General features: G+C 72.2%; 8 protein-coding genes. 4 read left to right on the top strand and 4 right to left on the bottom strand.

Annotated features, from left to right (window positions below; all coding sequences use genetic code 11):
* Positions 1-75: 75 nt before the first annotated feature.
* From trxB to ACT53O_RS04665, 3 genes are all read right to left on the bottom strand, one after another.
* On the bottom strand, positions 76-1,056 hold the full coding sequence (gene trxB, locus ACT53O_RS04655) for a thioredoxin-disulfide reductase (RefSeq protein WP_036319516.1): 981 nt from the start codon (positions 1,054-1,056) through the stop codon (positions 76-78).
* An 83-nt stretch (positions 1,057-1,139) separates the two neighbouring features.
* A complete protein-coding gene (gene murJ / locus ACT53O_RS04660; RefSeq protein ID WP_135949985.1) occupies positions 1,140-2,750 on the bottom strand; it encodes a murein biosynthesis integral membrane protein MurJ in 1,611 nt (536 codons plus the stop codon).
* A complete protein-coding gene (locus ACT53O_RS04665) occupies positions 2,743-4,968 on the bottom strand; it encodes a DUF6049 family protein (RefSeq protein WP_476151472.1) in 2,226 nt (741 codons plus the stop codon). The genes murJ and ACT53O_RS04665 overlap by 8 nt, the downstream gene beginning before the upstream one ends.
* Positions 4,969-5,124: 156 nt before the next feature.
* Here ACT53O_RS04665 and ACT53O_RS04670 point away from each other — a divergent pair, with 156 nt between their 5' ends.
* From ACT53O_RS04670 to malQ, 4 genes are all read left to right on the top strand, one after another.
* Positions 5,125-6,672, top strand: coding sequence for a DUF7059 domain-containing protein (locus ACT53O_RS04670; RefSeq protein ID WP_476151473.1), 1,548 nt, complete (start codon positions 5,125-5,127; stop codon positions 6,670-6,672).
* A 39-nt stretch (positions 6,673-6,711) separates the two neighbouring features.
* Entirely contained in the window at positions 6,712-8,151 is a 1,440-nt protein-coding gene (locus tag ACT53O_RS04675; RefSeq protein WP_476151474.1) for a CCA tRNA nucleotidyltransferase, read from the top strand.
* A gap of 153 nt (positions 8,152-8,304) precedes the next feature.
* Positions 8,305-9,624 carry a GAF domain-containing protein gene (locus tag ACT53O_RS04680; RefSeq protein WP_476151475.1) on the top strand — a complete coding sequence of 440 codons (1,320 nt, stop codon included), beginning with the start codon at positions 8,305-8,307 and terminating at the stop codon, positions 9,622-9,624.
* Between the two features lie 238 nt (positions 9,625-9,862).
* Positions 9,863-11,998, top strand: a complete 2,136-nt coding sequence (gene malQ / locus ACT53O_RS04685) for a 4-alpha-glucanotransferase (protein WP_476151476.1) — start codon at positions 9,863-9,865, stop codon at positions 11,996-11,998.
* On the opposite strand, the gene ACT53O_RS04690 is transcribed toward malQ, so the two are convergent.
* On the bottom strand, positions 11,970-12,896 hold the full coding sequence (locus tag ACT53O_RS04690) for a DMT family transporter (RefSeq protein WP_476151477.1): 927 nt from the start codon (positions 12,894-12,896) through the stop codon (positions 11,970-11,972). The genes malQ and ACT53O_RS04690 overlap by 29 nt on opposite strands.
* Between the last annotated feature and the right edge of the window lie 36 nt (positions 12,897-12,932).

A 12,932-nucleotide genomic window follows, 5' to 3' on the forward strand; every position in this document is an offset into this window, starting at 1 on the left:
GCGGTTCTTTCGGCTCCGGTGTGTCCAACACGTGAGGATGCCGGGATGTTCCCGACCCGGCCCGCGTGGCGTCGGTCAGGCGACCTGCTCGAGGCCGTCGATTTCGGCGGCATCCGTCTCGGGAGCTCCGGCATCGCCGCGGGCGGCGAGGTAGTGCTCGACGTCGAGGGCCGCGGCGGTGCCGCTGCCGGCAGCGGTGACCGCCTGGCGATAGATCGGGTCGACGACGTCGCCGGCGGCGAATACCCCGGGCACGGACGTGCGGGAGGAGCGACCGTCGACCCAGATGGTGCCGTGCTCGGTCAGTCGCAGCGAATCGTGCACGAGATGGGTGCGCGGGTCGTTGCCGATCGCGACGAAGACACCGGTCACCGCCAGTTCGCGCTCGGTGCCGTCGACCGTGTCGCGCAGCAGCAGTCCCGAGACCGCATCGCCACCGAGGACGTCGACGACCTCGCTGTTCCACACGAACTCGATCTTCTCGTTCGCGAAGGCTCGCTCCTGCATGATCTTGGAGGCCCGCAGCTCCGAGCGACGGTGGATGACGTACACCTTCGAGGCGAACTTGGTGAGGAAGGTCGCCTCCTCCATCGCGGAGTCCCCGCCGCCGACGACGGCGATGGCCTGCTCGCGGAAGAAGAAGCCGTCGCAGGTCGCGCAGTACGACACTCCGTGACCGGACAGTCGCGACTCGCCCTCGATACCGATCTTTCGCGGGGCGGAACCCGTCGCGAAGATGACGCTCTCGGCCTCGTGCTCGGCGCCGCTGCCGAGCACGATCTTCTTGACGTCGCCGGTCAGCTCGAGCTTCACGACATCGTCGTAGACGACCTCGGTGCCGAACTTCTCCGCCTGCTCCTGCATCTTCGCCATGAGGTCAGGACCCATGATGCCCTCGGGGAACCCGGGGAAGTTCTCCACCTCGGTGGTGTTCATCAGCTCGCCGCCGGCCTCGACCGAGCTCGCGATCAGCAGGGGGGAGAGGTTCGCCCGCGCCGCGTAGATGGCGGCGGTGAATCCGGCCGGGCCGGAACCGATGATGATGACCTGTCGCACGTGCTCTTCCCTTTCCGCACGAGCCCCTGTCGGGCTCCAGTGCGTGCAACCCATGCTAACCGCGCGGCATTCCGCGCCGCCGGTCAGCGGCCGGTGAGGCGTCGCACGAGTCGGCCCGCGATCGCGAGCTCAGGGGTGCGCAGCAGCGCCAGAGCGGCGATGTAGACGACCAGCGACGCCGCGCCCACGAGGCCGCCGCCGATCGCCCCGAGCAGTCGGTCGGACACGGTCCAGCCCGCAGGTCCACCCACCAGCAGGAACACGGCCCATCCCGCGCCGAACGCGGGGACGGCGGCGACGGCGAAGCGGCCGAGCGCCCTCCACGTCGTGCGCAGAGCGGTCGTGTCGGTGTGTCGGCGCAGCAGGCGCAGCGCGACCGGCAGCTGCACGTACGTCGAGAGCGACTGCGTGAAGGCGACGGTGGCGGCGAGGAAGGCCAACGGCAGCAGTCCCGCTGCGACTGCGACCGCCGCGACTGCGGCGCCGAGGGCGGCGAGAGCGGCCTGCACGAAGGAGAAGACGAACGGCGTGCGGGTGTCCTGGAAGGCGAAGAACGCCCGGCGGATGATCAGCAGCACACCGAACGGCACCAGCGCGATGAGGTATCCGCACAGCACCCACGCCATCGGGACCGCACCGTCGGAGTCGGTCGTGAACACGCGGGAGAGTGGGACGGATGCCGCGCCGATCGCGGCCGTGAATCCGAACCCGAACAGCGCGATGGCGCGGATGGACTCGTCGAGGTTGGGAGCGACGCGATCGAGCCGCCCTGCGGCGACCTCCTCGGCGAGCCGCGTGAAGTACGTGGTCGAGATCGACATCGCGACGATCGAGTGCGGGAGCATGAAGATGAGCCACGCGTAGACCATGACGGTGACGCTCGCCTCGCCGGACGCCTGTGTGACGACGCGGGATTGCACGATTCCCGCGAGCTGGCCGACGACCACGGCGAGGAACGTCCACCATGCGAGCGTGCCGACGTGTCGGAGGCCGATGCCACGCCATCCGAAGTCGGGTCGGATGTGCAGCCGCGTGCGCTTCCAGAACAGCAGGAGCACGAACGTCTGCATCGCGATGCCCAGCGTGGCGGTTCCGCCGAGAAGCGCGATCATTCCGGCATCCCAGTCCGCGACGGCGGTGAAGGGACCTCCGAAGACCAGGAGGAACACCCCGAATCCGGCGATCGAGACCAGGTTGTTCACGGTCGGAGCCCAGCTGTAGGGGCCGAAGACCTTTCGCGCGTTGAGGACTTCGCCGAGGAGGGCGAACAGGCCGTAGAACAGCAGCTGCGGAAGCAGCCAGTAGGCGAAGGCGACGGCGAGACCCTTCTGGGTGCCGTTCCATCCATCCGTATAGAGCCAGATCAGCGCGGGCGCCAGCGCCATCATGAGGGCCGTTGCCGCGACCAGCACGACACTGCCGAGGGTCAGCAGCTTCGACACGTACCGTGAGCCGCCGTCGCTGTGCGCGGCGGCCTTCACGATCTGCGGGACGAGGATGCCGGTGATCACACCGGCGGCGAGGAGCTCGTACACGTTCGTCGGCAGCTGCGCCGCGATGCTGAAAGCGTCGGCGGCCTTACTGCCGTACGAGCCGATCACGGCGACGAGCACGAGAGAGCGCACCAGTCCGGTGACCCGGGAGAACAGCGTTCCCGCTCCGATGATGGCGCTCGCGCGACCGAGATTAGCCATCGACGTCCTCTGTTCTGGGGGTCTGCGCCGCCGCGGCGGTGGCGGTGCGCCGGCGGCGCATCTTCCGCACCGTGCGGACGACGCCGAGCACGAGCATCGCGCCGATGAGCACCGACATGACGGTGATGCCGACCGATTCCCACTCGGCGCGCACCGACACCGCGACGCGCACCCGGGCGCCGATCTCCACACCGGCCGAGCTGCGCAGCTGCAGGTCGAGAGTCGACTCGCCGCTGCCCACGCGCGCCTGCACGGGAACCTGCACGCGGGTGCTCTGGGCGGCGCCCACGGACACGTCAGCGGTCTTCTGCACGATCAGGCGCGGGTCGTTGGGGGCGGCGGTCAGGGTCAGTGTGACCGGCCACGGCAGGTCGTTGCGCACCGAGAAGGTCAGCGGCGCCGACGAGGCCAGCAGCGTGATGTCGCTCGGGGGCACGATCGCCACGGACCCCAGGGTCGTGCTCGTCGCATCGCGATGATCCGACAGTGCGCTGGCGAACTGATCGGGTGCCGCACGCCACACGTTGCCCAGGAGCTGCAGGATCTCCGCCCGGTCGGGCGCGGTGAGAAGCGTCGGATCGGCGAGCACGGTGGCGAACGCGGCGACGCGGTTCTCCTGGTCGAGCAGATCGTGCAGGGCATCGACGCGTGTCGGATCCGCCGCGTCGCCTCCGGTGACGGAGACCGCCGTCGCCGAAGCCGCCAGCAGCGCATCCAGATCCCAGGCTGTGCGCCCGGCCAGGGAGGATGCCGCGGCGATCGCGGCCCGCAGGCCCGTCGTCGACCGTCCGGTCGCCCGGTCGACGACGACGAGCAGCGGCGCCGAGGAGGCGGCACCCCGTGTGGCGACGCTCGCGTAGGCGGAGGCGGCCGCGAGACCGGCGCCCTGGTGTACAGGGTCGGAGGCGAGCGAGGCGGTGCGCAGCGCGCGGGAGGCACCGTCGTCGTAGGCGAGGATGCCGGCGCCTGCGGCATCCGCTCGTGCCCCGACGGCACCGCTGAGAGCACTCGTGCCCACGAGCGTGATCGCAGCGGGCTCGGTCGAGGCGGAGGCACCCGGCGCGCTCTGCAGTGCGGCGACGACACCCGCGGTGGCCGAGCCCGTCGCGGGCCAGAAGACATTGGCGCGCGCCGTGCCGATGTCGAGCAGTTGGTCGAGGGTGGGCAGCGTGCGCCCGTCGGGCGCGGGGGTCGCTGTGGGGCTTGCGCCGGCGGCTACGGCGGTGGAGGTGAAGTTCCGCGCCGACATGAAGGGATCGAGGCTGGAGACACGCAGAGGCGCGGGAAGGCCGGCGGCGATCTGCGTGGCGAGGTCGGCATCACCGAACTGCAGAGCGAAGCGGGAGTTGGGCAGAGCCAGCAGGTCGGCGAGCCATTGCCGCGCCGATGCCGGTGCGGCCGAGCCCAGGACGCGGATGGCCGCGGGGATCGCAGGGTCGACGGCGAGGATCGCCGGCGTACCGGTCACGGCGTTCAGTTGCGTGCGCAGGGCACCGTCGTCGGCGGTGAGCGCTTTCAGGTCGTCCGCGCTGAGCAGGCCGGTGGTGGTCGGCGGAGCGGTGATCGGCACGACGACGCCGACACCGCTCGCGGCGGACGCGGCATCGGGCACGGTCAGCACGCTGTGCGCGACGAGCGGCTGTGTGCCGGTGGTCGGGGAGGAGTACGCGGCGCTCAGCGGGTAGACCCCGGGGGCGAGCGCGCCCAGCGCGCCGAGATCGACCGCCGCTGTCGCCGTCGCGGTCCCGCGCGCGACGACGGCGGTGACCGGTACGGAGGAGACGGTCGTGTCGGCGACCGTCTGGGCGTCGAGCCAGCTCGTCACCTCGGCGCTGGTGGCCAGCGGCGATCGGCTCAGCGCGATGGTCATCGTTCCGCTCGCCGCTGGGGCGTCGCCGGTGTTGGAGACGGCGACCGCGACGGAGACGACCGTCGTGCTGACCACGCCGTTGCCGGCCGGGGCGACGACGACCGACAGATTTGCGGCATCCGCGGCGTCGGTGGCGCTCGGAGTTGCGGAGGGCTCCGGGGCACCGGTCGCGGCATCCGCGGGAGCCGGCGCGGGGGCGGCGACGATCGCGAGCGCCATCCCGGCCGACGCCGCGAGCAGCACGGCGGCTCGCAGCCCTCGCCGCGCCGCGCCGATGATCGTGCGACGACGACGGCCGCGCACTCCGTCGGGAGGTCGGCGCGCGGCGGCGGGGAAAGACACAGTCATAGCGGGAATCGGCTCCTGTGCGATGCCTGACCGCACGATCAGCTGTGATTCTAGGGTCCTCGTGCTGTGGGCAGCCCGTGACCGGCCGCGATCGCCGCGATCCGTCGCCTCGCCGAGTGCGGCGTCCCGCACCGGCGTGCGTGAGGATGGGATGCTGTGGAGCCCACCTTGAACCCCGACCCCGCGCTCATCAGCGCCTTGCGCCGCGACCTCGCCGCCGCCGGCTACCGCGCCGACGCCGTCAGATCACTGTGGGGCCCGGTCGCCGACACCGCTGTCGGCCACGGGCTGCACGGACCGGCTCTGGCGGCCCTGGCACCGCGCAGTGACGCGCTTGCCGCCCTCGTGCGCCTGCTGTACCTCGGGGTGGCGACCGACCGTGCTGCCGTCGCGCGCGCCCTGCCGATGCTCGGAGCACAGGGGCTGGTCGACCTCGGCTTCGCGCGGATCGACGGGGATGCCGTCGCGCCGACGGTTCTCGTGCGTCCCCAGGACGTCGCGGGCGCTCCCGACGACGCCGAATGGTGGATCGCCAGCGACCTCGACGAGGCCGCGCTCGGGGGACCGCTGCCCACGGGCCACGTCCTCGGCGTCGGGGGTGCCTCCCTCACACTCGCCGGTCTGCAGCTGACCACGCCCGCCGGGCGGGTTCTCGACGTCGGCACGGGCTGCGGCATCCAGGCCCTGCGCGCCCACCTCGCCCTGCGCACTCAGCCCGCCCCGCCGACGATCGTCGCCACGGACGTCTCGCCGCGCGCCCTGGAGTTCACCCGCATCAATGCGCTGCTCAACGAGGTGGGGGGCATCGACACCCGTCGCGGCAGCCTCTTCGAACCGGTCGCAGGTGAGCAGTTCGACCGTGTCGTCTCGAACCCGCCGTTCGTCATCACCCCGCGCGTCGCGGGCGTGCCGGAATACGAGTACCGCGATGCCGGGTACGCCGGCGACGACCTCGTCGCAGCCTTCGTGTCGGGGGTCGGCGCGGTGCTCGCGCCGGGCGGCACCGCGCAGCTGCTGGGCAACTGGGAGTACCGCGCGGGGAAGGACGGTCTGCAGCGCGTCCGCGAATGGATCGCCGCCTCGCCGGTGCCGCTGGAGGCCTGGGTGATCGAGCGGGAACGTCTCGACCCTCTGGCGTACGCCGAGCTGTGGGTTCGCGACGGCGGCACGGCACCGGGGACGCCGGGCTACGCGGCGCTGGTCGATGCGTGGCTCGCCGACTTCGCCGCACGGGAGGTCGACGCGGTCGGTTTCGGCTACCTGGTGCTCCGGCGCCCGGCATCCGCCATCGCGGCGCTCGCCCGATACGAGCGCGTCACGCACCCGTTGCCCGACGATCGCGCCCTCGGCGTGCACCTGGGAGCGGCGCTCGCCGCCTTCGACGCGCTCGAGCAGCTCGATGACGCGGCGCTGGCCGCCGCGCGCCCGATCGTGGCCGAGGACGTCACCGAGGCGCGTCATCATCTGCCCGGCGCCGAAGCCCCGAGCGTCATCGAGCTGCGACAGGGCGGCGGTCTCGCGCGCACCGTCGAGGTCGACCCCGCCCTCGCCGCTCTCGTCGGCGCCGCGGACGGCGAGCTCACGGTCGGTCAGCTCTCCGACGCGATCGCGCAACTGCTCGAGGTGGATGCCGCGGCGCTTCGTGCCGACCTGCTGCCGCGGGTGCGCGAACTCGTCTTCATCGGGATGCTGCGCCTGGCGTGAACCCGGGGGTGACGAGGGTGCGCCGGTAGGCTGGAAACCATGCTCAACATGGCCGAAGGCCTCGACCGGCTCGGGTCGCTCGCGACCTCGCCGATCATGGCGACCCTCGGTGCCGCCTTCGCCCAGGCCGGGTTCGAACTGGCGATCGTCGGCGGTCCGGTGCGCGACGCGCTGCTGGGACGTCCGACCCACGATCTCGATCTCACGACCAACGCCCGCCCCGACGACATCCTGCGGATCGTCAAGCCCCTCGCGACCGCGACGTGGGACATAGGACGGGCGTTCGGCACCATCGGTGCGAAGGTTCCCGGCCCGTCCGGCACCTCCGAGCAGGTCGAGATCACCACCTACCGTGCCGACAGCTACGACGGGCTCACCCGCAAGCCCACCGTCGCGTTCGGTGACCGCCTCGAGGACGATCTCGCCCGGCGCGACTTCACCGTCGGCGCCATGGCGCTGCGTCTGCCTGTTCCCGCCCTGGTCGACCCGACCGGCGGCGTCGAAGATCTCCTCGCCGGCGTGCTGCGCACTCCGGGCGACCCCGACGTCAGCTTCGGCGACGATCCCCTCCGCATGCTGCGCGCCGCCCGGTTCGCGAGCCAGCTCGAGTTCGAGGTCGCGCCGGCCACTCTCGAGGCGATGGAGCGCCTGCGCTCGACGATCGCGATCGTGAGCCCCGAGCGTGTGCAGGCCGAACTCGTGAAGCTCCTCGCCACCGACGATCCCGTGCGCGGCATCCGCATCCTCGTCGAGACGGGACTGATGGGCGAGATCCTGCCCGAGGTACCCGCGCTGCGCCTCGAGGTGGACGAGCACCACCATCACAAAGACGTCTACGAGCACTCCCTCACCGTGCTGCGCCAGGCCATCGAGCTCGAGCACGCGCGCCATCCCGGCGCCGCCCCCGACACCACGCTGCGCCTGGCCGCCCTGCTGCACGACATCGGCAAGCCCGCGACCCGTCGCCTGGAGCCCGGCGGCGGGGTGAGCTTCCACCACCACGACGTCAAGGGCGCTCGCCTGGCCCGCAAGCGCCTGCAGGCGCTGCGCTTCGACGGCGACACCATCGCCGCGGTCACGCAGCTCATCGAGCAGCACCTGCGCTTCTTCGGCTATGCCGAGGGCGCGTGGACCGATTCGGCCGTGCGGCGGTACGTGCGGGATGCCGGTGACCAGCTCGAACGGCTCCACATCCTCACCCGCGCCGACGTGACCACCCGAAACGCGAAGAAGGCGACGCGCCTGCGCCGCGCGTACGACGACATCGAGTGGCGCATCGACGAGCTCGCATCGCAGGAGGAGCTCGCCGCCATCCGCCCCGAGATCGACGGCAACCGGATCCAGGAGATCCTCGGCATCCCGCCGGGGCGCGAGGTCGGTGAGGCGTATCGCTTCCTGCTCGAGGTGCGCCTGGACGAGGGCCCGATCGGCGCGGATGCCGCCGAGCAGCGCCTGCGCGCCTGGTGGTCCGCCCGCTGACCCCTCTCTCCCCCTGCCGATCTCTCCCCGCCGAGCCGCCACGTTCGTGCCGAGCCGACCTGCTCCCGCGCGTCGAATCTTGGCGGCTCGGGGCAATCTTGGCGGCTCGCGATCTAGACTGACGGCACCTCCTCACCGTCGAACGGAGTTGCCGTGCCCTCGCCGTGGTCATCGCGCCGCGAGGTCTCGCCAGAGACGTCGCGTCTGCTGATCGAGCGCGCGCACGAAGAGCTGGTCGGCGGCAACATCGGAGATCCGCGCCTGGGTCAGATCCGCCCGCTCGTGCAGGACTCCTGGCGCCGCTCGCTCGCGCACCTCGTGGGTGCCGAGGGGCTTCCGCCGCTCGATCTCGGCGACGAAGAGCTCGAGGCGTATCGGCAGGCGCATCCGCTCTCGGCAGCCATGGACATGATCCGCGCCCTGCTGCTGCCGGGCGGCGAGAGCGACTCGGGAGTCGTGGTCGCCGTGGGGGATGCCGTCGGCCGGCTGTTGTGGGTGGAAGGCGACCGGCGGGTGCGAAGCCTCACCGGAGACATGGGCTTCGTCGCCGGCGCGAACTGGTCGGAGGAGGCGGTGGGCACCTCGGCGCCCGGCACCGCCCTGGCCCTCGGGCGCTCGGTGCAGATCCATGGGGCGGAGCACTTCAACCGCCTCGTCCAACCGTGGTCGTGCACGGCGGCGCCGGTCTACGATCCGGAGACGCGCCGGGTTCTCGGCGTCATCGACGTCACGGGCGACAGCGATGCCGCCACCCCGCAGGCGCAGTTGCTCGTCGACGCGACGGCCCGCGCCGTCGAGTCCGAGCTGCTCGTGGGGCGGCTGCGCGCCCGTGCCCAGCCTCCCGCGCCGCGGCGGGCGCGCCGGCCCGCGGCGACCGCGACGACGATGCTGCGCGTGCTCGGACGCGACCGGGCGCTCCTCGATGTCGCCGGACCCGACAGTGTCACGGTGACCGAGCTGTCGGCTCGGCACGCCGAGATCCTTCTCATGCTGGCCGTGCACCGCGAAGGACTCTCCGCCGAGCGGCTCGGACAGCTCGTCTACGGCGAGGACGACGCGGAGGGAACGCTGCGACCCGAGCTGGTGCGCCTGCGCAAGGTGCTGGAGCGGGTGGCGCCGCAGCTGGTGCCGGCATCCCGCCCCTACCGCCTCACGGCAGAGCTGCACACGGACGCCCATCAGGTGGTCGCGCTGCTCGGACGCGGTGCGCACCGCGTCGCGCTCGCGGCCTACCGCGGGCGCGTGCTGCCCGACTCGGTCGCCCCCGGCGTGGAGGAGTTCCGCGAGTCGGTGCGCCTCGCCCTGCGCGAGGCCCTGCTCACGGAGGCCTCCGTCGACGTGCTGCTCGCGTACGCCGACACCGACGACGGTGCCGACGATGCCGAGGTGCTACGCCTTGCGCTCGAGATGCTGCCGGCGCGCTCGCCGCGACGGGCCGGCCTCGTCGCGCGGTTGGAGAAGCTCGAGCGGTGAGCGGCGCCGGTGCCCGGCGCCCGGTGCCGGCGTGCGTAACTCCGCCTGAACCGGGGTGGTGGCGGGCTGGGGGCGCGAGGTCGTGGGTTGAGGCGGAGTTGTGCACGCGGCCGCGCCGGGTTCCGGCGGCGGGGTACCCGGGCTCGGGCAGCCGGCTGCGCCGGGTCTGGACGACAGGGGCCGGGGCGGGGTGCCAGGATGGGCGCAGACGCCCGCGCGGCGCTGAGGGAGGATCGACATGACCGACGACGCGCCCACGCCCGACCTGGTGCGACTCGCGAGCGCCTTCGGCATCGCGACGGAGTACTGGTCGTTCTTCGGTGACCGGGTGCATGTTCCGGCATCCACTCTGCGGGCGGTGCTGGCGGCGATGGGCATCGACGCGTGGACGGATGCCGCGATCAGCGCGGCCCTCGTCGCGGAGGAGGAGCGCGTGTGGCGCGACCTGCTGCCGGCGTCGGTGGTCACCCGCCCCGGGGTCGGCGTGCTGTGGGTGCACGTCGACGACGGGCACGACGTCGCGCTGACCGTCGAGTTCGAACACGCTGGGACGCGTGAGCTGACCATTCCGGAGCAGCGTCCGGCGGCGCGGCTCGTCGACGGCATCCTGCGCTGGCGCGTCGAGGTACCCGTGCCCGCCGACCTTCCGCTGGGCTGGCACACCCTGCGTGCCGAGCAGCGCGCGTTCGGTGCGGCGGAGGCCGACCGTACGGCATCCATCCCCTTCGTCATCACCCCGGATCGCCTGGCCGATCCGCCCGCGCGGCGCGGCCGCGACCGCGGGTGGGGGCTCATGGCGCAGCTGTACTCGGTGCGCTCGCGTGCCTCGTGGGGCATCGGCGACTTCGCCGATCTGGGTGACCTCGCCGCCATCGCCGGACGTCGCGGCGCCGACTTCCTGCTCATCAACCCGGTGCACGCGGCCGAGGTCACGAGCCCCATCGAGCCGTCGCCGTACCGCCCGGCGACCCGCCGCTTCCTCGCGCCTCTCTACGTCCGCCCGGAGCACATCCGCGAGGTCGCCGCGCTCACCCCGACCGAGCGCGCCGTCGTCGAGGCGGCTCGCGCACCGGTCGCGTCGACCGACGGTGACGCCGACCGCATCGACCGCGATGCCGTCTGGGCGGCCAAGCGGCTCGCGCTCGACGCGATCTTCACGGTGCCGCTCTCGCCGTCGCGGCGCGCCGAACTCGACGCCTTCGCCGCGCGCGAGGGCCAGCCGCTGCAGGACTTCGCCCTGTGGTGCGCGCTGGAGGAGCACTACGCGGGCCGCGAGCGCCCGGTCGACCTCGACGACATCCGCTCACCCCTGGTGGCGGCGCTGCGGACGAAGCTGGCGGACCGGGTCGCGTTCCACGTCTGGCTGCAGTGGATCGCCGATCAGCAGGTCGCCGACGCCCAGGCCGCAGCGCGGGCGGCGGGAATGGCGATCGGCATCATGCACGACCTCGCGGTCGGGGTGCATCCGCAGGGCTCGGACGCGTGGTCGCTGCGCGACATGTACGCGACCGGCATGGCCGTGGGCGCTCCGCCCGACATGTACAACCAGCAGGGGCAGACGTGGAACCAGCCGCCGTGGCTGCCTCGCGCGCTCGCCGAGGCCGGATACGCACCCCTGCGCGACATGATCCGCACGCTCCTGCGGCACGCCGGAGCGCTGCGCATCGACCACGTCATCGGGCTGTTCCGGCTGTGGTGGATTCCCGAGGGGCTCAGCCCCGCCGCCGGCACCTACGTGCGCTACGACCACGAGGCGATGATCGGCGTGCTGCTGCTCGAAGCCCACCGCGCGGGTGCCGTGTTGATCGGTGAAGACCTCGGCAACGTCGAGCCCTGGGTGCGCGACTACCTGTCGGCGCGCGGGGTGCTCGCCACCTCGGTGCTGTGGTTCGAGCGCGAGGGCGACGGATTCCGGCCGCCGGAGCAGTACCGCCGCTCGCTGCTGGCCACCGTCAACACGCACGATCTTCCGCCGACCGCCGGCTACCTCGCCGACGAGCACGTCGCCCTCCGCGCCCGCCTCGGTCTGCTCACCCGCCCGGTCGAGGAGGAGCTCGCCGATGCGGATGCCGAGCGCGCGAGCATGCTGGCGCTGTTGCGCGAACGCGGACTGATCGGCGACGAGCCCGGCGAGGCGGAGGTCATCGAGGCGCTGAACGTGCTGATCACGGCATCCCCCGCGCAGCTGATCGGGGTCGCGCTCGTGGATGCCGTCGGGGAGCGTCGGGCGCAGAACCAGCCCGGGACCGACCGTGAGTACCCGAACTGGCAGATCCCGCTGGCCGGACCCGACGGTCGCGCCGTGCTGCTGGACGACCTGGCCGACAATCCCCGTTTCGATGCGCTCACGCGCGCCGTCGACGCTCACCTCTGACGAGCGGCGGCGCCGCGGGCGCAGGCGCCGGTCCGTCGGGGCCGGCGGGGCCGGCGGGGCGGATGCCGGCGAGAACGCCGACGACCACGAGCACGAGTCCGAGCAGCTGCGCGGGACCGAACGGCTCGTGCGCGACGACGACGCCCAGGAGCACACCGGTCACGGGATTGAGCAGTCCGATCACGCCGACGACGGCGCCGGGAAGTCGCGACAGACCGGTGAACCAGGCGGCGTAGGCGACCGCCGTCGCCACGAGGATGATGTACGCGAAACCGAGCAGCGCCGGTCCGTCGAGCGCCGGCGGTGCTCCCTCGACGACGATCGCGACGGGCGCCACGACGAGAGACCCCGCGATGAGCTGCCATGCCGTCATCGTCAGGGGTGGCACGTCGGCTCCCCACCGCCTCGTCAGCACGAAGCCGAGCGATGATGACAGCATCGCCACGACGGATGCCGCGAGGCCCCACCCGTCGGCATCGCCGCCACCGGGCTGGAGCATGACGATCACGCCGACGATGCCGAGGACGGCACCGCCGGCGGCCCGAAGAGTCGGACGCTGGCGGAGCATCATCCAGCTGAGCAGGAGCAGCGCCGCCGCAGACGTGGACATGATCGTCGCCGCCAGGCTCGTCGCCAGTCTCTGCGCGGCGACGTAGACGAGGACGTTGAGGCCGCCGACGGTGAGGGCGCCGAGCACGAACGAGCGCCACCACCAGGCGCCGCGTGGCAGGCGCCGTGTGACGAGCAGCACCAGAAGACCCGCCGGCAGACAGCGGATGACCGCCCCCCACAGGGCCGTATCGGGCGGGAGCAGGTGGCGCGTCACAAAGTACGTGCTGCCCCAGGCGACGGGGGCGATCGCCGTCACGAGCACCCAGCGACGCCTTTTATCTTCCATGGAAGAGAATATAGCTTCCACGGAAGGTAATGTCGA

The organism is Microbacterium sp. DMC48, assembly GCF_056313825.1.